The 24,676-nt window shown below is 63.5% G+C and carries 23 protein-coding genes; 12 read left to right on the forward strand and 11 right to left on the reverse strand.

All coding sequences use genetic code 11. The annotated features are described in order from the left end of the window. Window positions 1-48 precede the first annotated feature (48 nt). Window positions 49-1,041: a c-type cytochrome gene (locus tag QUH67_RS32825; RefSeq protein ID WP_407080377.1), complete on the forward strand. Its 993-nt coding sequence runs from the start codon at window positions 49-51 to the stop codon at window positions 1,039-1,041. A gap of 5 nt (window positions 1,042-1,046) precedes the next feature. Here the strand turns inward: QUH67_RS32825 and ilvD are convergent, their stop codons facing one another. From ilvD to QUH67_RS32850, 5 genes are all read right to left on the reverse strand, one after another. Continuing rightward, window positions 1,047-2,891, reverse strand: coding sequence for a dihydroxy-acid dehydratase (gene ilvD / locus QUH67_RS32830; RefSeq protein WP_300944006.1), 1,845 nt, complete (start codon window positions 2,889-2,891; stop codon window positions 1,047-1,049). Window positions 2,892-3,026: 135 nt separating this feature from the next. Continuing rightward, the gene (locus QUH67_RS32835; RefSeq protein WP_300944008.1) at window positions 3,027-4,220 is read right to left on the reverse strand and encodes a CaiB/BaiF CoA transferase family protein; all 1,194 of its coding nucleotides are present in this window, start codon (window positions 4,218-4,220) and stop codon (window positions 3,027-3,029) included. Window positions 4,221-4,401: 181 nt separating this feature from the next. Then, a complete protein-coding gene (locus QUH67_RS32840; protein WP_300944010.1) occupies window positions 4,402-5,331 on the reverse strand; it encodes a glycine reductase in 930 nt (309 codons plus the stop codon). A gap of 323 nt (window positions 5,332-5,654) precedes the next feature. Beyond that, the gene (locus QUH67_RS32845) at window positions 5,655-6,119 is read right to left on the reverse strand and encodes a DUF2269 family protein (protein ID WP_300944012.1); all 465 of its coding nucleotides are present in this window, start codon (window positions 6,117-6,119) and stop codon (window positions 5,655-5,657) included. A gap of 109 nt (window positions 6,120-6,228) precedes the next feature. Beyond that, window positions 6,229-8,022: a potassium/proton antiporter gene (locus tag QUH67_RS32850; RefSeq protein WP_300944014.1), complete on the reverse strand. Its 1,794-nt coding sequence runs from the start codon at window positions 8,020-8,022 to the stop codon at window positions 6,229-6,231. 218 nt (window positions 8,023-8,240) lie between these two features. On the opposite strand from QUH67_RS32850, the gene QUH67_RS32855 reads away from it, so the two are divergent. The 7 genes from QUH67_RS32855 to QUH67_RS32885 all read left to right on the forward strand — a co-directional run bounded on the left by QUH67_RS32855 (window position 8,241) and on the right by QUH67_RS32885 (window position 14,552). Continuing rightward, the gene (locus QUH67_RS32855) at window positions 8,241-9,557 is read left to right on the forward strand and encodes a mechanosensitive ion channel family protein (RefSeq protein ID WP_300944016.1); all 1,317 of its coding nucleotides are present in this window, start codon (window positions 8,241-8,243) and stop codon (window positions 9,555-9,557) included. Window positions 9,558-9,673: 116 nt separating this feature from the next. Continuing rightward, entirely contained in the window at window positions 9,674-10,498 is an 825-nt protein-coding gene (gene map / locus QUH67_RS32860) for a type I methionyl aminopeptidase (protein ID WP_300944018.1), read from the forward strand. Window positions 10,499-10,534: 36 nt separating this feature from the next. Beyond that, on the forward strand, window positions 10,535-11,494 hold the full coding sequence (locus tag QUH67_RS32865) for an SMP-30/gluconolactonase/LRE family protein (RefSeq protein WP_300944020.1): 960 nt from the start codon (window positions 10,535-10,537) through the stop codon (window positions 11,492-11,494). Window positions 11,495-11,680: 186 nt separating this feature from the next. After that, a complete protein-coding gene (locus tag QUH67_RS32870; RefSeq protein ID WP_300944022.1) occupies window positions 11,681-12,640 on the forward strand; it encodes an MBL fold metallo-hydrolase in 960 nt (319 codons plus the stop codon). A 116-nt stretch (window positions 12,641-12,756) separates the two neighbouring features. Further along, window positions 12,757-13,470: a RadC family protein gene (gene radC, locus QUH67_RS32875; protein ID WP_300944025.1), complete on the forward strand. Its 714-nt coding sequence runs from the start codon at window positions 12,757-12,759 to the stop codon at window positions 13,468-13,470. 106 nt (window positions 13,471-13,576) lie between these two features. Further along, window positions 13,577-14,095, forward strand: coding sequence for a GNAT family N-acetyltransferase (locus QUH67_RS32880; RefSeq protein WP_300944027.1), 519 nt, complete (start codon window positions 13,577-13,579; stop codon window positions 14,093-14,095). Window positions 14,096-14,240: 145 nt separating this feature from the next. Continuing rightward, entirely contained in the window at window positions 14,241-14,552 is a 312-nt protein-coding gene (locus tag QUH67_RS32885; protein WP_300944029.1) for a putative quinol monooxygenase, read from the forward strand. Window positions 14,553-14,648: 96 nt separating this feature from the next. On the opposite strand, the gene QUH67_RS32890 is transcribed toward QUH67_RS32885, so the two are convergent. Beyond that, window positions 14,649-16,010: a carbohydrate porin gene (locus QUH67_RS32890; RefSeq protein WP_300944031.1), complete on the reverse strand. Its 1,362-nt coding sequence runs from the start codon at window positions 16,008-16,010 to the stop codon at window positions 14,649-14,651. A 196-nt stretch (window positions 16,011-16,206) separates the two neighbouring features. Here QUH67_RS32890 and QUH67_RS32895 point away from each other — a divergent pair, with 196 nt between their 5' ends. Genes QUH67_RS32895 through QUH67_RS32910 form a run of 4 tightly spaced genes read left to right on the forward strand, consistent with a single transcriptional unit; the run spans window position 16,207 to window position 19,737 of the window. Continuing rightward, entirely contained in the window at window positions 16,207-17,112 is a 906-nt protein-coding gene (locus QUH67_RS32895; protein ID WP_300944033.1) for a metal ABC transporter substrate-binding protein, read from the forward strand. A gap of 5 nt (window positions 17,113-17,117) precedes the next feature. Continuing rightward, window positions 17,118-18,014 carry a manganese/iron ABC transporter ATP-binding protein gene (locus QUH67_RS32900; RefSeq protein ID WP_300944035.1) on the forward strand — a complete coding sequence of 299 codons (897 nt, stop codon included), beginning with the start codon at window positions 17,118-17,120 and terminating at the stop codon, window positions 18,012-18,014. Then, a complete protein-coding gene (locus QUH67_RS32905; protein ID WP_407080378.1) occupies window positions 18,014-18,871 on the forward strand; it encodes a metal ABC transporter permease in 858 nt (285 codons plus the stop codon). The genes QUH67_RS32900 and QUH67_RS32905 overlap by 1 nt, the downstream gene beginning before the upstream one ends. Further along, window positions 18,868-19,737, forward strand: coding sequence for a metal ABC transporter permease (locus QUH67_RS32910; protein WP_300944037.1), 870 nt, complete (start codon window positions 18,868-18,870; stop codon window positions 19,735-19,737). Before QUH67_RS32905 ends, QUH67_RS32910 begins: the two co-directional genes overlap by 4 nt. 5 nt (window positions 19,738-19,742) lie before the next feature. On the opposite strand, the gene QUH67_RS32915 is transcribed toward QUH67_RS32910, so the two are convergent. The 5 genes from QUH67_RS32915 to QUH67_RS32935 all read right to left on the reverse strand — a co-directional run bounded on the left by QUH67_RS32915 (window position 19,743) and on the right by QUH67_RS32935 (window position 24,675). After that, entirely contained in the window at window positions 19,743-21,032 is a 1,290-nt protein-coding gene (locus tag QUH67_RS32915; protein WP_300944039.1) for an RNA polymerase sigma factor, read from the reverse strand. A gap of 31 nt (window positions 21,033-21,063) precedes the next feature. Further along, window positions 21,064-21,459, reverse strand: a complete 396-nt coding sequence (locus QUH67_RS32920; RefSeq protein WP_300944041.1) for a YciI family protein — start codon at window positions 21,457-21,459, stop codon at window positions 21,064-21,066. 167 nt (window positions 21,460-21,626) lie between these two features. Continuing rightward, window positions 21,627-21,890 (reverse strand): type II toxin-antitoxin system HicA family toxin, encoded by a 264-nt coding sequence (locus QUH67_RS32925; protein ID WP_300944043.1) that lies wholly within the window; start codon window positions 21,888-21,890, stop codon window positions 21,627-21,629. A gap of 116 nt (window positions 21,891-22,006) precedes the next feature. After that, window positions 22,007-23,659, reverse strand: coding sequence for a PAS-domain containing protein (locus QUH67_RS32930; RefSeq protein WP_300944045.1), 1,653 nt, complete (start codon window positions 23,657-23,659; stop codon window positions 22,007-22,009). A 311-nt stretch (window positions 23,660-23,970) separates the two neighbouring features. Continuing rightward, a complete protein-coding gene (locus QUH67_RS32935; RefSeq protein ID WP_300944047.1) occupies window positions 23,971-24,675 on the reverse strand; it encodes an AprI/Inh family metalloprotease inhibitor in 705 nt (234 codons plus the stop codon). Between the last annotated feature and the right edge of the window lies 1 nt (window position 24,676).

Genomic DNA, 24,676 nt, shown 5'->3' on the forward strand with positions numbered 1-24,676 from the left:
CTTGATCTGGCATATGTCCAGAATCCACCTGTGGTGTCGAGAGAACCGATGGTTCCAAAACTCCTCTGCTTCTGGATGGTGCGCGTGGTCACAGCCGTTGCCGTCGGGATGGCCGCGACGGATGCGGGGCGGACGCAGGCGGTCGCCCCGCCCGTATGGACGGTGCCGGAAGTCGGCGCCCTGCCCGATGACAATCACGGCCGGCTGGTACGGCGCGGGCGCGACCTGATCACCGCGACCTACGCCCATATCGGGCCTGAGGTACCGGATTCATCAAAACGTTTTGCCGGCAACAATCTCGCCTGCAGCAACTGTCATCTCGAAGCCGGCACGAAGAAGTTCGGCCTGCCGCTGTTCGGGCTGGTCGAGCTGTTTCCGCAATACAGCGCCCGGCTCGGCGCCGAAATCACGATCGAAGACCGCGTGAACTCGTGCATGTCGCGCAGCATGAACGGCCGCATGCTGCCGCTCGACAGTCCGGAAATGCAGGCCATGGTGGCTTACATCCGGTTTCTGTCCTCGGGGGTCCCTGCCGGCAAAGTGCTGTCGGGCCTGGGCACCGGGGCGATGCCTGAACTTAATCGGGCCGCCGATCCGGTTCGCGGCAAGACGATCTACGCGAAGGCCTGTCTCGCCTGCCACAACACCGACGGCTCCGGAATCCGCCGCAGCCTGCCGACCAGCGATCTCGGCTACATGGTGCCGCCGCTATGGGGCCCGGACAGTTTCAACAACGGCGCCGGCATGGCCCGGCTGATTACCGCGGCGAACTTCGTGCACTTCAATATGCCGCACGGGACCGACTACCTGAATCCGCAGCTCACCGTCGAGCAGGCCTGGGACGTCGCGGCCTACATGATCTCTCAACCGCGTCCGACGAAAGCGGGCCTCGACAAGGATTTTCCCGACCTTCTCACCAAGCCCGTCGATGCGCCCTACGGCCCGTACGCCGACGGGTTCGATCAGAAGCAACACATGTACGGACCATTCGGCCCGATCCGAGCGGCGCACGAAAAGCAGCGAAGCAATGTGCCCAGGTAAAGCGCCTACTCCGGAACGACGCGCACCGCGCCGCGGGCGGCGCTCGTCGTGAGCGCGGCATAAGCTTTCAGCGCCATCGTCACCTTGCGGGCGCGCTTCTTGGCCGGCTTCCAGGCCTCCGCGCCGCGGGCCAGCATGGCTTCGCGGCGTCTGGCCAACGTGGCGTCATCAACCGCGAGGCTGATCGAGCGCGCGGGGATGTCGATCTTGATGAGGTCGCCCTCTTCCACCAGGCCGATTAGTCCGCCCTCAGCGGCTTCCGGCGACAGATGTCCGATCGACAGGCCGGACGAACCACCGGAGAAGCGGCCATCGGTGACCAGCGCACAGACTTTGCCGAGGCCCTTTGATTTGAGGTAGCTGGTCGGATACAGCATCTCCTGCATGCCAGGACCGCCGCGCGGGCCTTCATAGCGGACCACGACGACATCGCCGGCCTTGATCTTGTTGCCCAGAATGCCTTCGACAGCGGCGTCCTGGCTTTCGAACACCCGTGCCGGTCCCTCGAACTTGAGGATGCTTTCATCGACGCCGGCGGTCTTCACGATGCAGCCCTCGAGCGCGATGTTGCCCGACAGCACGGCAAGTCCGCCGTCCTTCGAATAGGCATGCTCGGCGTCGCGAATGCAGCCGGCGGAACGGTCGGTATCGAGTTCCTCGAACCGCTTCTCCTGGCTGAAGGCAACCTGGGTCGGCACGTTGCCCGGCGCGGCCATGTAGAACTTGCGGACGCTCTCACTTTTGCTCTGCATGATATCCCAGCGACCGAGCGCGTCCTCCAGCGTCTTGCTGTGAACCATCGGCAGGCCGCGATTGAGCAATCCGGCCCGGTTGAGTTCTCCGAGGATGGCCATGATGCCGCCGGCGCGATGCACGTCTTCCATGTGCACGTCGGCGACCGACGGCGCGACCTTGCACAGCACGGGCACCCGGCGCGACAGGCGGTCGATGTCCTGCATGGTGAACGGCACCTGCCCTTCATAGGCGGCGGCCAGGAGATGCAGCACGGTGTTGGTCGATCCGCCCATCGCGATATCGAGCGTCATCGCATTCTCGAACGCCTTGAAGCTGGCGATCGATCGCGGCAACGCGGTTTCGTCGTCCTGCTCGTAATAGCGACGCGCGAGATCGACGATCAGGTGGCCGGCTTCGACGAACAGGCCCTTGCGGTCGGCGTGCGTCGCCAGCACCGAGCCGTTACCCGGCAGCGCCAGCCCCAGTGCCTCGGTGAGGCAATTCATCGAATTGGCCGTGAACATGCCCGAGCACGAGCCGCAGGTCGGGCACGCCGAGCGCTCGATCACTTCGACTTCTTCATCGCTGACATTGCTGTCGGCGGCGGCGACCATGGCGTCGATCAGGTCGACCGCGCGCTTCTTGCCCTTGAGATTGATCTTGCCGGATTCCATCGGTCCGCCGGAGACGAACACGGTCGGGATGTTGAGCCGCAGCGTCGCCATCAGCATGCCGGGCGTGATCTTGTCGCAGTTGGAGATGCAGACCATGGCGTCGGCGCAATGCGCGTTGACCATGTACTCGACGCTGTCGGCGATGATTTCGCGCGACGGCAGGCTGTACAACATGCCGTCATGGCCCATCGCAATGCCGTCATCGACCGCGATGGTATTGAACTCCTTGGCGACGCCGCCGGCCTTCTCGATTTCGCGCGCGACGAGCTGGCCGAGATCCTTCAGGTGGACGTGGCCCGGCACGAATTGGGTGAAGGAATTGACCACGGCAATGATCGGCTTGCCAAAGTCCTCGTTCTTCATGCCGGTGGCGCGCCAGAGGCCGCGGGCGCCCGCCATGTTGCGGCCGTGGGTCGTGGTTCGGGAGCGGTAGGCGGGCATGATCTGTCCTTCTCGGGTCGGGAAAGGTGGTCTTTTAGACGGTGCGCCGGATCGATAAAAGCAACTTGATGAGGGGGGCGCCATGCGCGAGCCGCCCAAAACGGGACAGGGCAAGGATCCCCGCCCTGGCTACCGCTACACGACCTCGCGCGTCCGCAGTTCCGCGATCGCCTTTGCATCATAGCCGAGCGAGACCAGCACCTCCTCGGTGTGGGCGCTGAGCGCGGGCGCCATGCGATCGAGCCGGCCGCCGCCATGGGAGAGCTGGAACCCGCTGCCGGCAAAGCGCAGGCGTCCATAGGGCGTATCGAGCTCCTGAATGGCACCGCGCGCCGCGATCTGCGGGTGGTCGATCACCTCCTCGACCTTCCAGATGCTGGCGCAGGGGGCGCCCGCGGCCTCCAAGACCTTTTCCCACTCGCGGGGCTCTTTCTTCGCCAGCGCCTCCTCGATGATGGCGCGCAGGGCCGGTTCGTTCTCCTGGCGGGCGAACCAGTCGGCGAAGCGCGGGTCACCCAGCGCATCGGCGCGGCCGAGCGCGGTCATCAGCGCGATGTATTGCTTCTCGCTGTTGACGGCGAGCAGCAGATAGCCGTCGCCGGCCTTGAACAGGTTTGCGGTCGGCCGGCGGCTCACCGCCTGATTGCCGGAAAGCTGCTGGCGGTGGCCGGCGACCGAATAATCCGCCACCTGCCCGGACAGGAACGCCAGCGTCGCCTCCAGCATTGAGACGTCGACCAGTTGGCCCTTGCCGGTATGGGTGCGCTGGAACAATGCGCTCGACACACCGAAAGCCGCCGTGGCGCCGGACAGCACGTCGCAGACCGCAAAGCCGGCGCGGGTGGGCCCGGTCTCGGGATGGCCGGTGATCGACATGATCCCCGACAGTGCCTGTATCTTGCCGTCATAGCCGGCGCCCAGGCGTTCCGGCCCGGTCTGGCCGAAGCCTGAAATGGCGCAATAGATCAGCCGGGGATTGATCGCCGACAGGGCCGCATAGCCGATGCCGAGCTTGTCCATCACCCCGGGGCGAAAGTTCTCCATCACCACGTCGGCCTGCGCGGCGAGCTGCCTGACGATGGTGATCGCCTCCGGCTTGGAGAGATCGAGCGTGAGGCTGCGCTTGTTGCCGTTGATGGCCTGCCAGCCCGGGGCGAGCCCGCGCTCGGCCCATTCGCGGCTCAGCGGCGTGCGCCGCATGTCCTCGCCCTCGCGGCGCTCCACCTTAATGACGTCGGCGCCGAGCAGCGCGAGCTGATAGCTGGCATAGGGGCCGGCCAGCACCTGCGTGAAGTCGAGAACCTTCACGCCTTCGAACGGTCGGGTCAAATGGGGTTCCTCCTGCTTTTTTTCTTCCCTCTCCCCTTGTGGGAGAGGGTGGACGCGATGCAAAGCATCGCGGACGGGTGAGGGGTTTGTCTCCGCAAACGCCGAGTTCGCGGAGAGATACCCCTCATCCGGCAGCCTTCGGCTGCCACCTGCTCCCACAAGGGGAGAAGGAAGTAACCCGTCACGCCGCGCGGTTGCCGCGCGCGATTTCTTTCTGCTTGTCAAACTCGGCGCGGCGTCGCGCCAGTTCTTCCGGGCTCATCTGCGCGACGTTGTTGTAGTCGAGCTTCCAGGAAGCATCCTCGCTCCAGCGCAGCGGCGACTGCATCGTGGTGCGCGCGCCTGCCGCGGACTCCAACAGTCGCAGCGCCAGTTCGAGCGTCTGCGCCTGGGACGCCACATCCTGCGGTTTGCCGGCGGAATTGCCGAGCGGGAAATCCGAGAACAAAAAGCGCGGCGCGGCGGCGTGTTCGACGATGTCCTTGGCGCAGCCCATTACGACGGTGGGAATCCCATTGGCTTCGAGATGGCGCGCCACCAGCGCCGAAGTCTGGTGACAGACCGGGCAGTTCGGGACGATCACGGCGACGTCGACCTTGTCAGCCTGGCAGCGCGCGAGAATCTCGGGCGCATCGACATCGATGGTGACGCGATGGCTGCGGTTGGTCGGCGCGCCGAAGAAGCGCGGCGCGACCTCGCCGATCCGCCCCGCGGCCGCCGCCTTCAGCAGCTGCGGCAGCGGAAACCAGGTGCCGCTGTCGGTCGCCGTGGTGTGCTTGCGGTCGTAGCCGATATGCGAGATGCGCAGGTCGTGCGGCTTCGACGTGTCGCCGTCATAGACCTGGTAGAACTTGGCGCCGCCGTTATAGGCCGCGCCGGGACCCTGATCGCCTTTGGTGGGATCATATTGCGCGGCTGTGGTGACGATGGTGACGCGCGATTGCGCCAGCGGCTTGTTCAGGGGCTGAAACGGTGCGTCGACATAGTGCGCCCAGCGGTAAGGCGTCGTGTAGCCGATCGCGGCGTAATAATCGCGGGTCCGCTGCATGTAAGGGACCGGGGAATCGTAGTCCGGCGCGAAGCCGAGCTGATCGTCAGAGGGGGCGGACATTATTGTGTCTCCTGCGTTTCCACCGCGAGCGTAAGGTCGATTTTCAGTCAGACTAGAGATAGTCGGCCACTTCCTCAACCGTCGAAAGTGCAACTCAACCCCGCTTGGCCGGAGACCGGTGCGGCCGCCGCCCTGCAATGCCTCGCGCGCGGCCGCCTCGCGTCCACCGCTCCCCGCGTATCGTGACGACGCGTGCGCCCCTCTTCAATGAGGCGGTATGCGCGTAAATGGAGCTGATTTGCGGGCCCGCGCGCATGTCGACATTTGCGATTACGGTTGGAGCGGCTGTCACGATCGTTGCGGCCGGTCATGTTTGACGACATTCAGACCGGCTTAAAGACCATCAAATAGAAGATTCCAATCATGGCTGCCGTCGAAGGCAGGCCGAGCAACGTCCAGTTTCTAAACAGCTGATGATATTCGGCGGGCAATTCCGAGTTTGTCTCCATCGCCTTCCTGGAAAGATCAATCATGCGATGCTGCAGCCAGACACCAAGTATCCAGCAAAGTCCGGCCACACAAAACAGCATCAAGGCCCACCCGAGCCATCCAGTCAGAGCCGGAAATCCCGCCAGCGACGCCATCCACCATCCCGTGATGATCTGTACGAGCGCGGACAATATGGTCAGGTACAACTCGACCTTGACAATCTGAGACCCGACCTCCGCAATGTCCTTCAATTTTCGAGAGCCAAATACGATTGTGCCCAGCAAGGCAGCAAACATGCCCCCGCCGAATAGAATTGTAGAGCTGATGATATGGAGCAATTTCAGGGTCGGGTAAATCACTGCAAGGTTCTCAAGAAAGTCTGGCGGTTGCAGGATAGCACAGGAGACACGGGACTGGGCCGGACGACGGCGGATTACGCCTTCGGCTCCAATCCGCCCTGCATGGCCTCTAAACCCCCGCCACCTGCGACCAGACATCCGCCAGCTTGCGCCTGGCCTTCTGCCCACGGGTCAGCGGCACCGCCTCTTCCTCGTCCTCCGGCAGCCGCAGGCCGACCACGCTGACGCGGCCGCCGCTGATGCTGCGCGCGACGAGCACGATCGGATCCAGCACCAGTTCGGCGCCTTCCTTGGGCGCATGGTCGAGATGGATATCGAAATAATCCGCCAGCGTCAGTTTGGCCTGCTCCTCATCGGCCGATACGCCGTAGATCGCGGCGAGTTCGCCGAGGGTGTGTTCGCCCGACACCACGAAGTCACCGAGCAGATGCGGATCGGGGGCCGAGCTCGGCGGCATGTCGACGAAGAAACGATCCAGCGCCTCGGCCTTTTCCGGCGGCGCCAGCAGATAGACGTAGTCGCCGGGTACGACGGGGTCAGCCTCGGCCGGTGACAGGATGCGTTGGTCGCGGATCACCAGCGTCGGCCTCGACCAGGAAGGCAGCAGGCCGCGCCGGAAATACAAGCTCTTCGAACGGACGGGATAACCGACCAGTTGCTGTTCGAGCTGGCCAGGCAGATCGAGCTCGACGCGCCGCGGGCCGCGGTCGGCGCGCGGCAGCGCGACGTGCAGCCAGCGCGCTGCCGGGCCCAGCGTCCAGCCCTGCAGCAGCAGCGAAATGACGACCACGACCAGGGCGACATCGAAATAGAGATAGGCCTTTGACAGCCCGACCAGCATCGGAATCGAGGCGAGGAAGATCGCAACCGCGCCGCGCAGGCCGGTCCAGGCGATGAAGATCTTTTCCCGCCAGTTGAAGCGGAACGGCGCCAGACACAGCAGCACCGCGAGCGGCCGCGCCACCAGCATCAGCACCAGCGCCACGATCACGGCGGGACCGATGCTGCTCAACAACCGCTGCGGCGACGCCAGCAGGCCAAGCAGGACGAACATCACGATCTGCGCCAGCCAGGTCGCGGCGTCGAGGAACGTCACCACCGAATTATGCGCGCGCGTCGGCCGGTTGCCGACGATGATGCCGGCGATATAGACCGCGAGGAACCCCGACGCGTGCGAGATCTGCGCGACGCCGAAGATCACCAGCGCCGCTGTCGTGACAAACGGCGCGTGCAGCCCCTGCGGCAACGCCATGCGATTGAGCGCCACCACCACCAGACGGCCGCCGACCACGCCGACGATCGTGCCGAGCAGGCCTTCCTGCAAGAGCTCCCTCACGACATGCCCCGGCGAGCTTTCGCCTGATGAGATGAACTCGACCAGCATCAGGGTGAGAAAGATCGCGAACGGGTCGTTGGTGCCGGATTCGGCCTCCAGGGTGGCGCCGACGCGGGGACGCAGGCGCAGGCCCTGGGTGTGAACGAGCAGAAACACCGCCGCGGCATCGGTCGACGCCACCACCGCGCCGACCAGCAGCGCCTCGGTCCAGTTCAGGTCGAGCGCATATTTGGCGGCGGGGGCAGCGACCAGCGCCGTGACCAGTACGCCAACGGTCGCCAGCACCATCGACGGCGCCAGTACGATGCGGATGCTCTGGAACTTGGTCCGCAGCCCGCCGTCGAACAGGATCAGCGCCAGCGCCACCGATCCCACCAGATAGGTGGTGCGGACGTCATTGAAGCTGAGCTGGCCCGGCCCGGCATCGCCCGCCAGCATGCCGATCAGGAGGAACACCAGCAGCAGCGGCGCCCCGAAGCGCAGCGCCAGCAGGCTCGACAGGATGCCCGCCATCACCAGGATGGCGCCGAGAAAGATGGCGATGCTGACCGAGTCGAGAGAAGCCATGAACCTCCGCGATAACCGCAACAATCCCGGCAAATACCTGCAATTGCATCCTTATCGTCGCCACAGTTGAACGCCAACCCCTTCAGCTCCGATATGCCGGGTTTTTAGGGGCTTATTCGACTTCACTGGCCCGTGTATCGATGGCCCGCCCGTTTTGTTTGTGGAAATCTGCCCAGCGCTCGAATCATTGCCTGCGCTGCACCCGACGAGAATTGCCGATGGACATGGCCCCGAAAGAGATCATCGAGTTCGTGCAATCAACCGCGCGATCGGTCGGCGCGGAGATTGCCTCACCATGGTTCTATCTGCAGTTCGGGCTGATCCTGACCGCCGCCGGCATCGCCTACGTGGCGGATACCGCGATCCGGGGCCGGATCGACACAGCCTCGCTGGCGATGCGCTGGCCGCTGCCGCTCCGGCATTTCGCGCGCGTGCTGGTCGCCAGCGCCTCGACCGCGATCTTCGCCATTCTCGTGATCGCCGCGCGCATCACGATGTACCATATCACCTGGCCGAGCCGCAGCTACCTCTTGATGGTTGCCGCCAAGCTGGCGCTGGCCTGGCTCGTGATCCGGCTCATCACCTCGGTGATCCGCAACGCCTTCATCGTCAAGCTGGTGTCGATCACGGCCTGGTTCATCGCGGCACTGAGCATCCTCGGCCAGCTCGAACCGGCCGCGGAAACGCTCGACTCGTTTGCGATCGATATCGGTGGCCTGCGGCTGACGCCGCTGCTGCTGATCAAGGCCGGCGCGCTGCTGGTCGCGGCGCTGTGGCTGACCAACATCGCCAGCAACTTCATCGAAAGCCGGATCACCCGCGCCAGCGACCTGACGCCGTCGATCCAGGTGCTGCTGGTCAAGATCATCCGCATCGGGTTGATGGTGATTGCGATTGCCATCGCGCTCGGCGCCGTCGGCATCAACCTGTCGGCGCTCGCGGTGTTCACCGGCGCGGCCGGCGTCGGTATCGGTCTCGGCCTGCAGAAGATCGTCGCCAACTTCATCTCGGGCATCATCCTGCTGGCGGACAAGTCGGTGAAGCCCGGCGACCTCGTCACCATCGGCGACAGTTCGGGCCGGATCAGCGCGATGAAGACGCGCTACATCTCGGTTGCCGCCGGCGACGGCCGCGAGTTTCTGATCCCGAACGAGGATCTGGTGACGCAAAAGGTCGTCAACTGGACCTATACCGACAAGAACACGCTGGTGAAGGTGCTGTTCAGCACCAACTACGATGCCGATCCCCGCCTCGTCTGCAAGCTGGCGATCGAGATCGCCGCCGCTGCCCCCCGCGCCATCAAGAACAAGCCGCCGAACTGCATCATCACCGAATTCGCCGAGGCCGGCATGAAGTTCTCGCTGACCTTCTGGATCGCCGATCCCGACGGCATGGACAACGTCAAGAGCGACGTCATGCTGGCGCTGTGGGAGGCCTTCAAGCGCGAGGGAATCCGGGTTCCCTATCCGGTCCGCGAAATCCGCATCCGCGGCGGCGCGCTGCCGGTCGAGCAGGTGGTGGAAGTTTCCAATTAAATACAGCCCCTTTTGATATTTGGTTACCGAAAACCCCCGGCTTGCCGTCCTCCCCTTCGACCACTAAATTAGGCCGTTCGATAACCATTCCGTTCCCGCCAAAGCATGTCCCGCCCATGAGCTATATTGAAGCGTCAGATACTTCCCTGCGAAAGACCGGCCAGATCAAGCTGCACGGCCCGAGCGGGTTCGCCGGCATGCGCAAGGCCGGCGCGCTGGTCGCAAAATGCCTCGACGAGCTCACCGACATCGTCAAGGTGGGCGTCCCGACCGCACAGATCGACGAATTCGTCCGCGACTTCGCCTTCAGCCACGGCGCCTATCCGGCGACGCTGATGTATCGCGGCTACCGCTACTCGACCTGCACCTCGATCAACCACGTGGTCTGCCATGGCATGCCCGGCGACCGCGCGCTGAAGGAAGGCGACATCGTCAATATCGACGTCACCTTCATCGTCGACGGCTGGTACGGCGATTCCAGCCGGATGTATGTGATCGGCCCGATCGCGCGCAAGGCCGAGCGGCTGATCGAGGTCACCTATGAAGCCATGATGCGCGGCATCGCCGCGGTGAAGCCGGGCGCCACCACCGGCGACATCGGCCACGCCATCCAGAGCTTTGTCGAGCCGCAGGGCATGAGCGTGGTGCGCGATTTCTGCGGCCATGGGCTGGGGCGCATGTTCCACGACGAGCCGAACATCATTCATATCGGCCGGCCCGGCGAAGGCGTGATGCTGAAGCCCGGCATGTTCTTCACCATCGAACCGATGATCAATCTCGGCAAGCCGCATGTGAAAATCCTGGCCGACGGCTGGACCGCGGTCACGCGCGACCGTTCGCTGTCGGCGCAGTTCGAGCATTCGGTCGGCGTGACCGCGACCGGCGTCGAAATCTTCACGCTGTCGCAACGCAACGGCGAGAAGCCGCTGACGGCGGCGTAAGCGCGGCGACTGCTCTTCCCGCGCCGGGAGCGTGCGATGACAATGGCCGGACGGGACTTGCAAGCGCGGCTGATCGCGTCCTTTCTCATCGCGCTGGCGACCTGCTTCGCAGGGCCGGGCGGCGCGGCCGAGGAAACCTTGTTCGTCAGCAAGCGGATCACGCCGCCGGGCGAGTATACGGCTGGCATCGAAGGCCCCGCGGTCGACGCGGCAGGCCATCTCTACGTCGTCAATTTTCAACAGAGCGGCACCATCGGCAAGCTGGCGGCCGGCGCGGCGCAGTCCCAGCTCTTCACGTCGCTGCCTTCAGGCAGCATCGGCAACGGCATTCGTTTCGACCGGCAGGGCCGGATGTACATCGCCGATTTCAGGAAGCACAATGTTTGGGTCATCGAACCCGGCGAGACCACGCCAAAAGTCTATTTTCATTCCGACCGGTTCAACCAGCCGAACGATTTGGCGATCGCGGCCGACGGCACGCTCTATGCCAGCGACCCGCACTTTGCCGCGCCTGCGGGCGGCCAGATCTGGCGCATCACCCGCGGCGCGGACGGCAAGAGCCAGGGCGAAGTCATGGCCAGCCCGCGGCGACTCGGCGTCACCAACGGGCTCGACCTCAGCCCGGACGGCGCCACGCTTTACGTCAGCGAATCGAATTCGCGTCAGGTGTGGGCCTATCGCCTCGACGGCAGCAAGCTGCTCGAACCGCGGCTGGTGCGGACATTTGCGGATTTCGAAGTCGACGGCCTGCGCACCGACGTGGACGGCCGGATCTATCTCGCGCGGTTGTCGGCCGGCAAGATCGCCGTGATCGGCGCCGATGGATCGCTGCAGCGCGAGGTGCCGGTGAGCGGCAAGCAGCCGACCAACCTCACCTTCGGCGGCCCGGACGGCAAAACCGTCTTCGTGACTCAGAAGGAAGGCCGCTTCATCGAAGCGTTTCGCGTCGACCGTCCCGGCCGCGAGCCATGCCTGCACGCATCAGGCATGTGCTGAGGGACTCGATCGCCGCCAGCGAGTTGCAAATCGTTCTCAACACGGCCCGCCCTGCGGCAACGTGACAGCCGCCATTTCATACAAGGCAGCGGAATAGCACATCGCTCGCGGGGTAGAACACGGCGCGGGCGTTCTCGGGCGGCGAGGGCATCTGGCGGACAGAGATCAAACAGAGGGAGCAAGGGCATGTTCGAGATTTCACGTCGCGATCTGGTCCTCGGGAGCACCGGGGCGGCGCTGGTTTTCGGGCTGAATGGACCGGTTTCGTTCATCGGCGCGGCGCAGGCGCAGAAGGCGGCCGACAGCCTCAAGTACAAGGTCGGCGATATCGAAGCCTTCAGCCTGCATGAAGGCAGCATCGAGCGTCAGGTCACCGAAGGCATGGTGAAGAATGTCGGCCTCGACGACGTCAAGAAGGCGCTGACGGCGAGCGGCATCGGCCCCGACAAGATCCAGAATCCCTTCACCGTCACGGCGGTCCGGACCGGCGGCAAGGTCATCCTGTTCGACACAGGGTTTGGCGGCAACGGCCCGGCGTCGGTCGGAAAGCTCGCCGAGAACATGAAGGCGGCGGGTCTCGATCCGGCAACGGTTTCCGCCGTCGTGATCTCGCACTTCCATCCCGATCACGTCTCGGGCCTGTGGGTCAAGGAAACCAACGAACAGGTATTCCCGAACGCGGAAATCATGATGCCCGAGGTGGAGTTCAAGTTCGCGACCGATCCGGCGCTGGTGGAGAAAGTGCCGGAAGCCAATCGGCCCTTCATCAAGCGGATCCAGTCGACCTTCCCGACCTGGAAGAACATCAAGCAGTACAGCGACGGCGCCGACATCGCGCCGGGCGTAAAGGCGATCGCCACGCCAGGCCATACGGTCGGACATATGTCGTTCCTCGTCGCCTCGGGCGGACAGCAATTGTTCATTCAGGGCGACGTCACCGGCATCTACCAGCTGTTCGTCAGGAATCCCGGCTGGTTCTCCGGCTTCGATGCCGACGGGCCGAAGGCGGAGGCTACGCGCCGCGCCTTCTTCGATCGCGTCATCGCCGAGAAGGGCATGATTGCGGGCTATCATTTCGGCTTCCCGAATGTCGGTACGCTCTCGAAGGACGGCAACGGCTATGCATTCGCGGCCGTGAAGGCCTGATCGCGCGCTGATTTCGAAACAGCGCGAAGGCGTCGCGCTCAGCGCGGCGCCTTTTCGCTGGATGCGCCCTCACTTTAGAGTTGCAAAAGCTCGGCGGCTCGGCATGTTTGACGCCGATGCCGCCCAAAACAGCCCCTCCCCCGGATCAGCCCGCCGAAACGCCGCATTATCACGGCCATCGCGAGCGGCTGCGCGAACGCTTCTATTCGGCCGGGCCGGAAACGCTGAGCGATTACGAACTGCTGGAGATGGCGCTATTCCCGGCGCTGCCCCGGCGCGACACCAAACCGCTGGCGAAAGCGCTGTTGAGGGAATTCGGCTCGTTCGCCGAAGTGGTTCACGCCCCGGTCGCGCGGCTGCGCGAGGTCGACGGCATCGGCGAGGCCTCGATCAACCAGATCAAATTGCTCGCCGCTGCCGCCAGCCGGGTGGCGAAGGGCGAGATCAGGCGCAAGATCGCGCTGTCGTCCTGGAACGATGTCATCGACTATTGCCGGTCCGGCATGGCCTTCGCCGAAAAGGAGCAGCTTCGCCTGCTGTTCCTCGACAAGCGCAACCAGCTGATCGCGGATGAAATCCAGCAGACCGGCACCATCGACCATACGCCGGTTTATCCACGCGAAGTGATCAAGCGCGCGCTCGAGCTATCGGCGACCGCGCTGGTCCTGGTGCACAACCATCCAAGCGGCGATCCGACGCCGTCGCAGGCCGATATCCAGATGACGAAAGCGATCGTCCAGATCGCCACCCCGCTCGGCATTGCCGTGCACGACCACATCATCGTCGGCAAGAACGGGCATGCGAGTTTGAAGGGGCTGAAGCTGATTTAGGAGCGCCACGCGCCAATCCGTGCAACAGCGCGCCATGTTCTGCTGCACAACCACCGGCTGGTAATTCGACGCCGTTCAAGGCCGATATGATGAAGGAGAACCCGACTTGAGCGCCGAAATAGCCATCCGGCCGTTCCGGGAGGAAGACGCGCCTCATGTCCGCGAACTATTCATCCTCGTCAACCGACTGCTATCGCCGCCGCATATGCGCGATGCCTTCGAAGATTACATCGCCCGGTCATTGACCGAGGAAATGGATCGCGTCGCGGCCTACTATGGACAGCGAGGCGGCAGTTTTTGGGTCGCCCGCAGGGAAGAGAAGGTCGTCGGCATGTTCGGCCTTGAACCCGCAGCGCCTGACGCCATGGAGTTGCGTCGCATGTATGTCGACCCGTCCGCCCGACGCAGCGGGATCGGCCAGTTGATGCTGCGATTTGCTGAAGCTGAGTGCCGTCGGCTTGACATGCGAAGGCTTGAATTGAGCACGTCTGAACTACAGCCGGCCGCGCTCGAACTGTGCAGGCACGCGGGATATCGGTTGCTGAGCGAGGCCGTCGCCGAGCAGGCGAGCAACAAGACGCTGGGAGGCGGCATTCGTCGATACTACTTCGAAAAGACCCTATAGGAAGCCGGCATCGTCAAACGGGTTCCGGCTTCGATGTTGATATCATGGTTCGATTGATGTCGAAGCATATTCGTCAGGAAATCGGCCATTGTGGTCTGGCCTCGCCGGCTCGGAGATCGAGCTGGATGTTTCACAGGAGAACACCATGGCCGCCACGGACAACACAAACCCGAACCTGGTCGTCACTGCCTTCTGGGAGGTCAACTCCGGGGAGGAAGGCGCGGTCGCGGAGCTTCTGAAGGACTTTCTTCCAAAGGCGCAAGGCGAGCCCGGCGTGAAGGAATTCCAGATTCACCAGAACATATCCAAGCCGCAGGAATTCTTCTTCTACGAGGTATTCGCGGGCGAAGCGGCCTTTGCCGATCACCAGCAGACCGACCACTTCAAGAACATCATCGTCGGTCAGGCAATCCCGAAACTCGCCAAACGCGAGCGGCAGCAGTTCCGCTTCATCTGAAAGACCGAACTGCGGCGTGCAACCACCGGCCGCGTTGGCGCGCCGCTCCAGCCATTCGCGTCCGCGCCTGCTGGTCGCACGCGCCGTGCACCGGCCTCAATAGGCAATCGTCGTCCGCACGCCGAATATCGCACCGCTCTTGATCGGCCGCTCCGGCCTGTCGGGATCGGATATGTGGCCGCCGGGACGGGTCACATATTCGAAGGTCGGTTGCAGGGTCCAGCCGGGTTTGATCTGCGCCTGGTAGCTCAGCTCGATGGTCAACTCATTGCTGCGAACCGGCTGCGCGATCCCGGAATGGGCAATCACGTCGCGATCGAACGCCCGTACGTTGTTCGCAATGTTGGCACGGATGAAGCTGGCGCCGAACCTGTCGTTGGGGCGGCCCGGGATCATGCCGGAGAAGACAATGCCGCCGTCGAAGAAGAAATTGATGTGGCTGCTGTCGGAGGGGCTGGCTGAAATGCGGCTGAAAATGCCGATACCGCTGTCGGGGCCGCCATTCGCTGGACGATAGATCTGCTGATCGATGACACCGTAGATGCCGCTGTTGCCGCGGATCCGGCGCGCGATGCCGTTGCTGAGGGGGTCGGCAAGCGCGAGGCCATCCGTGCCGAACCTGTGATCGTGGAATTCTCCAAAATGATGCCATGCGCCCAGCCGGTAGATTCCGGCCAGCCCGCTGTCATCCTTTCCCTGATTGTGCCGGAACTGAAGCTCTCCCATCAGCAACGGCGGATCGTTGATCCTGAAATTGGTGCCTGTCGTGTTGACCGTTCCCTGCTCCCCGGGATCGCCGTTGAACACGGCGACGAGCGCCGACCAGTGCTTGTCGGGATCGAACCGCCAGCGGACGCCCGGCGTCGCGAGCGGATAGGCCGGGCCGCCGCTGGGCAGATTCGCGCCGGTAATCGTCGGCCAGTCGCTGCTCAGGAACATCCGGCTGTAGTCGCTGATGAAGAACTCCGCATCGGCGGCAAGCTGGCCGAAGCGAAAGCCGAACCGGTCGTCGAACAGCTTCTGCTCGAGCCACAGTTCGGAAAGGCGCGTCGAAGGCACGGCCTCGATGTTGCTGATCGTGATCAGGCTGTTGAAATGCTCGGCGCGCATCCCGGAGGTGCGATGAATCTGGAAGGCATTGCCGAAGAAGCTCAGGCCCTGCCATCCGGCGAGCTTCCCGAAATCGATGGCGGTGAACGCTTCGAGCTTGCCTTGGTACAGGCTGCCGCGACGGATACCGCCCGACGCGTTGCGGAGCGCTTCGCCGGTGTAGACCAGCCCGTAGGTGATGCCGTGCTGCGCGAGCCATTTCCGAGCGCCGGCCGGGTCGCCGTTGTCGGGCATGCTGGTCGCAATCGACACCGGCGGAATGCCATCGACAACCTCCGTTTCCGCCATCGCCGGCCCGGTCATCGCGATCGCCGCAAGGGCGTAAACACTCAGCCTCAACTTCCCCACCCCAGGGCAATCCTTACTGCTATTGCCACTCAATCGCATCTACAGCGCAATTTTCTCTTGCGAATAGTTCTTATTTGCAAACTGTCAGAAGGTTCCTTATACGTCAAGCCAGTTGCGAATTAATTGCAATTAGAGAAGCTTCGCAGGGCCGCGGCGGGCAGCCGTGGCGGCGCGGACGACACAGGAGAGCAAGGCAATGTTTGATCGGGGCAGGCGCGCCGTCCTCACAACGGCTGCGGGGGCTGCGCTGCTCGGGCTGATGACGCAGGCAGCGTTCGCCCAGGCCAAGTTCAAGGCCGTCACGACCTTCACGGTGATCGCCGACATGGCGCGGAATGTTGCCGGCGACGCGGCAACCGTGGAGTCGATTACCAAGCCCGATGCTGAAATTCATAATTATCAGCCGACGCCCGGTGACATCCTGAAAGCGCAGGAGGCCAATCTCGTGCTCTGGAACGGGCTCAATCTCGAGCTCTGGTTCGAAAGGTTCTTCCAGCGGCTCAAAGGTGTCCCGGGCGTCGTGGTCTCGCAGGGCGTCAAGCCGATGGGAATCGTGGAGGGGCCCTACAGGGGCAAGCCCAACCCGCATGCCTGGATGTCGCCGAGCGCGGCGCTGATCTACGTCGACAACATCCGTGACGCTTTCGCAAAGTACGATTCTAGCAACGCCGCGACCTACAAGGCGAATGCCGAGGCGTACAAGCAGAAGATTTCGGCGGCGATTGCGCCGATCCAGGCGAAGCTCTCGGCGATTCCGCCGGAGCGCCGGTGGCTGGTGTCGAGCGAGGGCGCCTTCAGCTACCTCGCCCGCGACTTCGGCCTGAAGGAGCTTTATCTCTGGCCGATCAATGCGGACCAGCAGGGAACGCCGCAGCAGGTCCGCAAGGTGATCGATGCGGTACGCGCCAACAAGATCAGCGTCGTGTTTTCCGAAAGCACTATCTCGCCGGACCCGGCCAGGCAGGTTGCCCGCGAGACCGGGGCCAAATATGGTGGTGTTCTCTATGTGGACTCGCTCAGCGCCGCCGATGGCAAGGTTCCGACCTACATCGATCTCCTGCGCGTGACGTCCGAGACGATCGCAAACGGCCTCGCACAGTGAGCGCAATGATCGATCCGTTCCTCAATCCCGCGTCCTCGGATGCGGGATCCGGGCTCAGCGTGAGAAATGCGACCGTCACCTATCGCAACGGTCACACCGCCTTGCGCGATGCGACTTTCAAAATCCCGGCAGGCACCATCACCGCGCTGGTCGGGGTCAACGGCAGCGGCAAATCCACCCTGTTCAAGGCGATCATGGGATTCGTCGGTCTCGCCGCAGGCGAGATCACGATACTCGGCCAACCGGTCAATGCCGCACTGAAAAAGAACGTGGTCGCCTACGTGCCGCAGAGCGAGGACATCGACTGGAATTTCCCGGTTCTGGTCGAGGACGTGGTGATGATGGGCCGCTATGGCCACATGAACATGATGCGCATCGCCAGGGCCGCGGATCATGAAGCGGTCGACGCAGCGCTTGCCCGCGTCGGCATGAGCGATTTCCGAAAGCGCCAGATCGGCGAACTCTCCGGCGGCCAGAAGAAGCGGGTATTCCTCGCCCGCGCGCTGGCCCAGGACGGGCGGGTGATCCTGCTCGACGAACCCTTCACCGGGGTCGACGTCAATACCGAAGACGCCATCGTCAAGCTGCTGCGTTCGCTGCGCGATGAAGGGCGGGTGATGCTGGTCTCCACGCACAATCTCGGCAGCGTGCCGGAATTCTGCGATCGCACCGTGCTGCTCAACCGCACCGTGCTCGCCTATGGACCCACGGTGGAGATTTTCACCCAGGCCAACCTTGAAAAGACCTTTGGCGGCGTCTTGCGGCATTTCGTGCTGAACGAAAGCGACGGCGGCCAGCCGCGTGCGCTCGATGTGATCACGGATGACGAGCGCGCGGTGATCTTCCAGGACGGCCAGGCGACCCGGCGCAGATCGTCCTCGAACGACGAGGATCGCGGCTGATGTCCCCGTTGCTAGAACCCTTCAGCTACGGATACATGGTCAATGCCATGTGGGTCTCCGCGCTGGTCGGCGGGGTCTGCGCATTCCTCTCCTGTTATCTGATGCTGAAGGGCTGGTCGCTGATCGGCGACGCGCTTTCGCATGCCATCGTGCCCGGTGTCGCCGGCGCCTACATGCTCGGCCTGCCGTTTTCCATCGGCGCCTTCTTCTCGGGCGGCCTTGCGGCGGCCGCCATGCTTTTCCTCAACCAGCGCACCAAGCTGAAGGAAGACGCCATCATCGGCCTGATTTTTTCTTCGTTTTTCGGCCTCGGGCTTTTCATGGTGTCGCTTTCGCCGACCTCGGTCAACATCCAGACCATCGTGCTCGGCAACATCCTGGCGATCACCCCGGAAGACACGCTGCAGCTCGCCATCATCGGCTTCGTCTCGTTCGCCGTCCTGATCGTCAAGTGGAAGGATCTGATGGTTACCTTCTTCGACGAGACCCACGCCCGCTCGATCGGGCTCAAGACGACCGCGCTCAAGATCATGTTTTTCACGCTGCTGTCCGCCTCGACGGTCGCGGCGCTGCAGACGGTCGGAGCCTTCCTCGTCATCGCCATGGTGGTGACGCCCGGTGCCACCGCCTATCTGCTGACCGACCGCTTTCCGCGCCTGCTCGTGATCAGCGTAGCCGTCGGATCCACGACGAGCTTCGTCGGCGCCTATGCCAGCTACTTCCTCGACGGCGCGACCGGCGGAATCATCGTGGTGCTGCAGACGCTGACCTTCCTCGCGGTCTTCCTGCTCGCCCCCAAGCACGGGATGCTGGCGTCGCGCCGCCGCGCGATCCAGGCCCTGGATGCAGGCCCATGACGCTGCTCGATACATTGCTGCAGCCCTTCACGCTCGAGTTCATGCGCTATGCGCTGATCATCTCGGTGCTGGTCGCGATCCCGACCGCGCTCCTCTCCTGCTTCCTCGTCCTCAAGGGCTGGTCGCTGATGGGTGACGCGATCTCGCATGCCGTGTTTCCCGGAGTCGTGATCGCCTACATCGTCGGAATTCCCTATGCCATCGGCGCCTTCGCGGCCGGCATGATCTGCGCGCTGGCGACCGGCTTCCTCAAGGAGAACAGCCGTATCAAGCAGGATACCGTGATGGGGGTCGTATTCTCCGGCATGTTCGGGCTGGGGCTCGTGCTCTACGTCAAGATCCAGAGCGACGTGCATCTCGATCACATCCTGTTCGGCGACATGCTGGGGGTGGGTCTCGGCGACATCGCCGAAACCGGAATCATCGCGGCCATTGCGACCGGCATCATCGTCATCAAATGGCGGGACCTGCTGCTGCACGCGTTCGACCCGGCGCAAGCGAGAGCGATCGGACTGCCGGTCCGGCTGCTGCACTACGGATTGCTCGCGATCCTTTCCCTGACCATCGTCGGCGCCTTGAAGGCCGTCGGCATCATCCTCGCCATCGCCATGCTGATTTCCCCGGGAGCCATCGCCTTCCTGATGACGCGCAAATTCAGCGCCATGCTGGCGATCTCCGTCATGGTCGCGGTGTTCGCGTCATTCCTCGGGGTCTATCTTTCCTTCTTCATCGACAGCGCGCCGGCGCCGACCATCGTCCTGCTGATGACCATCGCCTTCATTGCCGCCTTCGTCTTCGTGGCGAGCAGGGCCGCAAGGCTGCAACGGCATGAGGCCGCGCTGGCGGCAGAGCCGAACGACCCCTGAAGCGGTCAGTTCCGCGCGCGAAGCGGCCCTCGATCCGGCGCGTTCGCCTCGGCGGCGCGACGTCTCAATAATTCCTGTTCACGTTTATTTCCCGCGAGCGCGGCAGCGGTCTCGAACGCGGCGCGCGCTTCGGCGGGGCGGCCGAGCTTGCACAGCAGATCGCCGCGCACGCTTTCGAGCAGATGATAGTTCTTCAGGGCGCGCTCGCCCGCCAATCCGTCGACGATTGCAAGCGCGACCGCCGGTCCCTCGGCCATGCCGATCGCCACTGCGCGGTTGAGCTCGATGACCGGCGAGCGCACCAGGCTCGCGAGCCGGCCATAGAGGTCGGCGATGCGCGGCCATTGCGTTTCATCGGGTGTGGCAGCTGTGGCGTGACAGGCGACGATCGCCGCCTGCAGGGCGTAGAATCCTGGCCCGCCAGAGAGTGCGTGCGCGCGATCCAGCGCCGATAGCCCACGCCGGATCTGCAGCCGGTCCCACAGCGCCCGGTTCTGGTCCATCAGCAGTATGGGATCGCCGGCAGCATCGGTACGCGCGGCGACGCGCGAAGCGTTCAGTTCCATCAGCGCGAGCAGGCCGTGGGCTTCAGGCTCCTGCGGCGCGAGCTGCGTCAGCACGCGACCCATGCGCAGCGCGTCGTTGCAGAGCTGCGGCCGCAGCCATTCATCGCCGCTTGCGGCCGTGTAGCCCTCGTTGAAGATGAGGTAGACAACTTCCAGCACAGAGGCGAGCCGTTCCGAAAGTTCTTTGCCACGCGGCGTTTCGTAGGCGAGCCCGGAGTCCGATAATGTCCGCTTGGCGCGCACGATGCGCTGGGCGACGGTCGCCTCCGGCTGAAGGAAGGCGCGCGCGATTTCTTCCGTGGTCAAGCCGCAGATCATCCGCAGCGCCAATGCGGCGCGTGCCTCGCGCGACAGTTTTGGGTGGCAGGCTGTGAAGATCAGCCGCAGCAGTTCGTCGCCGATGTCGTCGTCGAGCGCCGCGTCGAAATCGGGCATCGCCTGCTGCTCCTGCTCGAGGTCGCGGACCAGCATGGCGTGCTTGCGCGCGAGCATGTTGCGGCGGCGCAGATCATCCAGCGCGCGTCGTTTGGCTGATGCCATCAGCCATGCGCCCGGCTTTTCCGGGACGCCGGTGACGGGCCAGTGCTCCAGTGCCGCCACCAGCGCTTCCTGGGTCAGATCTTCCGCAAGCGTCACATCGCGCAGCATCCGGGACAGGCCCGTGATCAGGCGCGGTTGCTCGATGCGCCAGACCGCCAGGATGGCGCGATGGATGTCGGCGGCTGTCATTGCCGCCGACCGCTGTTACGAAGAGCCCGCATCAGGCATGCGCACGCACGTCGACCTCGCAGGCGCCATCGACGCCCGGCGTCGCGAAGGCGCGGACCTCGCAGGTGCCGTCCCAGCCCGGCATGTGATCGAGGTGCAGCTGCATGAACTCCCGCGCCGCCGCGACCGCCTCTTCCTTGTCGCGAAGCTCGAAGATTGCGTAGCCGCCGATCATCTCCTTGGTCTCGACGAACGGGCCGTCGACCACGCTGAGCTTGCCGTCGGCGATGCGGACCTGCGCTCCCGCCGAGACCGGCATCAAACCACCGCTGTCGATCATGCGGCCGGCCTTGATTTCCCGGTCGGCCAGCTTGCCCATCGCCTCCATCAGCGCCGGCGTCGGGCCGCGCGTGGGCTGGGACGAGGTAACGATATACATGAAGCGCATGACAAAACTCCCGTAGAGGCGAGTTGCGGCGGCGATCGCCGGCAAAACTGGCTCGCTACGGGACACGACGAACGGGAGGACGCCGGATCGACAGGCGCCCCTGGAATATTTTCGATTGCCGCGATGGCTCCACCGCGGATCTAAGGCCGCCTGACCGGCCCTCCAGCTCAGAGCGGATATTGTTCCGGCTTGACGCCGCAGCTCTCCAGGAATTTTCGCACCTGCATCACTTCCTCTTTCGGCAGGTCATGATGCGCATGCGTCAACGCGACGGAATTTCCGTTCAGCTTGACGCCGATCCGGTTGCCGGACTTATTGTCGATTTCGGCGCCGAGCTCCTCCAGCACGTGAATGACCTGCTTGAAATCGGTATTGGCGCTGATCGGATGGGCGAACAGCGCATGCAGGACCTTGCGGTGGTGATGGTTCATGTCTCGTCCTTGGGAAAAATCGACGTGGTGTAGGCAAACATCTTCCGCCAATACACCCCAAGTGACGTTGACCTGGATCAACACCTGCGCCCGTCGGCCGTCTCGGGCATACTGGATCAGGCGGCCTCCCGCTCGATTTTTGTGCAGTCCTCAATAATGCTCAGCAGAAACTGCGATGGCCGCCCCTCCATGGCAATAGGCAGGCGACGGACTGCAATCCTGCGACTTTGGTTTGTTGGTGTTTCGATGGTATGAACCGTTTGGGTATCCCCGCTAGTGCCGTCCAGCATTTCGCGATCGAAACGTTCCAGCAATTCTCCGGTTGTCTCCGGAAACAATTCGCGAGGCGTCTTCCCGATGATCTGGCCCCGGCCTATGCCGAAAAGCTTTTCGGTGGCGCGGTTGACGAAAACGTATTGCAGAGTTTTGGCGTCCTTCGCCACCACCGCTTCCGGAACGTTTTCCAGCAAAGCCATCAAGAAGCGCTCGGTGCGTTCGAGCGTGCGTTCTGCACGGTGCTGAGCCGTATAGTCCTCGTGCGTGGCAACCCAGCCGCCACCGTCCATTGGGCGTTCCGAGACCCGGATGACGCGACCGTCGGCGAGTTCAACGTCTGCGACCGTAGGCTTGCGGGCGCTTATCCGCTTCATGACGGAGGCGAGATACTCTTCGAGATCACCTGAGAACGCGCCGGAAGCAACTCGATGATCGAGGATTTCCCGCAGCGTGGATCCGGGCTTCGCAATGCGCGCCGGGACGCCATAGAGCTGGCGGTACTGCTCGTTGACCACCAGGACCTTGGCCGTCCGGTCGAGCATGATCACCCCCTGCGGCATATTCCTGACCGCCGCATCCAGCTGCCATTTTCCTGTAGTGACCTGCTCTTCGAGCAGAGACCGTTCGCGCGCCATCGCCTCGTTTGCCTGCTCCATTTCCTGCTCATGGCGCTCGAGTTCGATCACGCGAAACGCGCTATCCTGAAACGCCTCGACAGCGCGTGCCAGCCCGCCGATTTCGTCGCTGCGTTTGGCATGAGGAACGACAAGCTTGATCTTTCCCTTCGCAATACGGTTGGTCGTGTTCGCGATATCCAATATCGGATCCAGGATGGCTCGCCGAAACAGCACGATCAGTGCGCCGGCGAGGCCGACGAAAAAAACTCCCAAACCTATCATTAAATAGGAAGCCTGCAGATTGGTCGCTGCGATCCGCCTTATTTCGAGGGTACGCAGCGCGTAAATGGCGGATAGCGATTCAAGATCCTGGTTAAGCGCCGTACGGACGGCGCGATTCTCTTCATTGTCGCCCCACGCCCGGCCCGCTGCCGGCCCCATCGTCGAGCCTCGACGCACCAGTTCCTTTCGAAACTCGATAAACTGCTCAATTCGCAACTTGAAAGATGCGAACTGCCGCGCGTCGTCGCCCCTTACAACGAGCCTCCATTCGTTGACGACGTCCGCAAGATCGTCCAGCCGTTGCAGAAGTGCCTGTCCGTATCGTCTTGCTGAATCCCGGTCCGGCGACATGTAGACGCCGCGGGACTCCATGACGGCGGCGTAGATAAGGCCGTTGGCGCGCTCGATGTTGCGGCTTGCCGTCAGCGAGGCGTTCAGCAACTCCTGAAATGCGCGCTGCTTGCGCTCTGAATGGATCGCCACCAAAACCATCAGACCGATCAGGAACACAAAGCTCGCGGCCAGAACGTAGAGCTTGGTCCTGACCGTCATGGCGTCTATTCGCTGTCGAATGCCGTTCCAGCTTAATTTCATGGCGAGCTCCTCATGCTCGGGAGCCTGCATCTGACCTGAAATGTGTAAAAGGACTTTGCCGCCTGGCCTCGGCTGGCAAGAGATGCAATTAACCGGGATTCAATAGATGAAGGCGGCTCGGCGGCAATGACAGGGGTCTGGCTTGCCGGATCAAACATCGGAGATTCCGGCTGGGTGCGCGATGCATCGCAGGATCATGAAGCCAGACAGAATAATGTTCAGGGATTGCCGGCCGGCAAGTGGGCGGAAGCGTACCACGTGCCGCCGAGCATGGCGCCCGCAGGTCGCAGGCGTCGTCGGACCCTGAAGGATTACTGCCCGCGCATCATGATGAGGGGATCGGCGGTATCGGGCACCCGCCGCCACTGCGCATTGTCGTCGGCCTCGAACTGCCAGGTGTCGCCCTTGGCCGACAGCAGCAGCATACGGCCGTGATCGAGCCGCCACTGGTTCGGCGCAAAGGCCGCGACCGCGGGATCGCATTTCGGTTTCAAGAACACCTGGAAATTATCGCCGGTGGCTTCGGTGTTGGTCAGCGTCAGGCCGCAGATGGTCTGGCCGTTGCCGCGGACCATCGACCAGTCGCCGATCATCTGGTCCATCGATTTGGCGAGCGAGCGGGCGGCGGCGAGGTTTTGCAGGATGTAGACACCCTCCCCGGTGCGCAACCCTTCAAAAATGCCGCTTTCGACTTCGGTAAAATCAATCACCGGCTGGCCGGCCGCATCCTGCAGCCGCACGATGTCCAGCCCCCTGACATTCCAGGCGGTGATTTCCTTGGTGAAGGGCAGCGCCGCGGCACAGCCGGGCTCGAGCTCGAGCTTGAGCCCTTGCGGCGTCGCATCGCCCTTCAGCGTGACGACGCAGGTCTTGCTGCGCTCGGTGGTGGCGAGCTCCCACTGCCCGATCATATCCTTCTTCAGCGTCGAGGCGTCCTGCGCCGCGACCGGCGGTGCGAGCGCGAGCAGCGCCGTCAGCGCTGCCGCCACCGCGATGCCCGAACGCGCAAGCGACATT

The sequence above is a fragment of the Bradyrhizobium roseum genome (genome assembly GCF_030413175.1).
Classification (GTDB): domain Bacteria; phylum Pseudomonadota; class Alphaproteobacteria; order Rhizobiales; family Xanthobacteraceae; genus Bradyrhizobium; species Bradyrhizobium roseum.

Coding starts and splice junctions, on each gene's coding strand:
- QUH67_RS32825 (WP_407080377.1), top strand. CDS start 49: ATGGTTCCAAAACTCCTCTGCTTCTGGATGGTGCGCGTGGTCACAGCC.
- ilvD (WP_300944006.1), bottom strand. CDS start 2,891: ATGCCCGCCTACCGCTCCCGAACCACGACCCACGGCCGCAACATGGCG.
- QUH67_RS32840 (WP_300944010.1), bottom strand. CDS start 5,331: ATGTCCGCCCCCTCTGACGATCAGCTCGGCTTCGCGCCGGACTACGAT.
- QUH67_RS32850 (WP_300944014.1), bottom strand. CDS start 8,022: ATGGCTTCTCTCGACTCGGTCAGCATCGCCATCTTTCTCGGCGCCATC.
- QUH67_RS32855 (WP_300944016.1), top strand. CDS start 8,241: ATGGACATGGCCCCGAAAGAGATCATCGAGTTCGTGCAATCAACCGCG.
- map (WP_300944018.1), top strand. CDS start 9,674: ATGAGCTATATTGAAGCGTCAGATACTTCCCTGCGAAAGACCGGCCAG.
- QUH67_RS32865 (WP_300944020.1), top strand. CDS start 10,535: ATGACAATGGCCGGACGGGACTTGCAAGCGCGGCTGATCGCGTCCTTT.
- QUH67_RS32870 (WP_300944022.1), top strand. CDS start 11,681: ATGTTCGAGATTTCACGTCGCGATCTGGTCCTCGGGAGCACCGGGGCG.
- radC (WP_300944025.1), top strand. CDS start 12,757: ATGCCGCCCAAAACAGCCCCTCCCCCGGATCAGCCCGCCGAAACGCCG.
- QUH67_RS32885 (WP_300944029.1), top strand. CDS start 14,241: ATGGCCGCCACGGACAACACAAACCCGAACCTGGTCGTCACTGCCTTC.
- QUH67_RS32895 (WP_300944033.1), top strand. CDS start 16,207: ATGTTTGATCGGGGCAGGCGCGCCGTCCTCACAACGGCTGCGGGGGCT.
- QUH67_RS32900 (WP_300944035.1), top strand. CDS start 17,118: ATGATCGATCCGTTCCTCAATCCCGCGTCCTCGGATGCGGGATCCGGG.
- QUH67_RS32905 (WP_407080378.1), top strand. CDS start 18,014: ATGTCCCCGTTGCTAGAACCCTTCAGCTACGGATACATGGTCAATGCC.
- QUH67_RS32910 (WP_300944037.1), top strand. CDS start 18,868: ATGACGCTGCTCGATACATTGCTGCAGCCCTTCACGCTCGAGTTCATG.
- QUH67_RS32915 (WP_300944039.1), bottom strand. CDS start 21,032: ATGACAGCCGCCGACATCCATCGCGCCATCCTGGCGGTCTGGCGCATC.
- QUH67_RS32920 (WP_300944041.1), bottom strand. CDS start 21,459: ATGCGCTTCATGTATATCGTTACCTCGTCCCAGCCCACGCGCGGCCCG.
- QUH67_RS32925 (WP_300944043.1), bottom strand. CDS start 21,890: ATGAACCATCACCACCGCAAGGTCCTGCATGCGCTGTTCGCCCATCCG.
- QUH67_RS32930 (WP_300944045.1), bottom strand. CDS start 23,659: ATGAAATTAAGCTGGAACGGCATTCGACAGCGAATAGACGCCATGACG.
- QUH67_RS32935 (WP_300944047.1), bottom strand. CDS start 24,675: ATGTCGCTTGCGCGTTCGGGCATCGCGGTGGCGGCAGCGCTGACGGCG.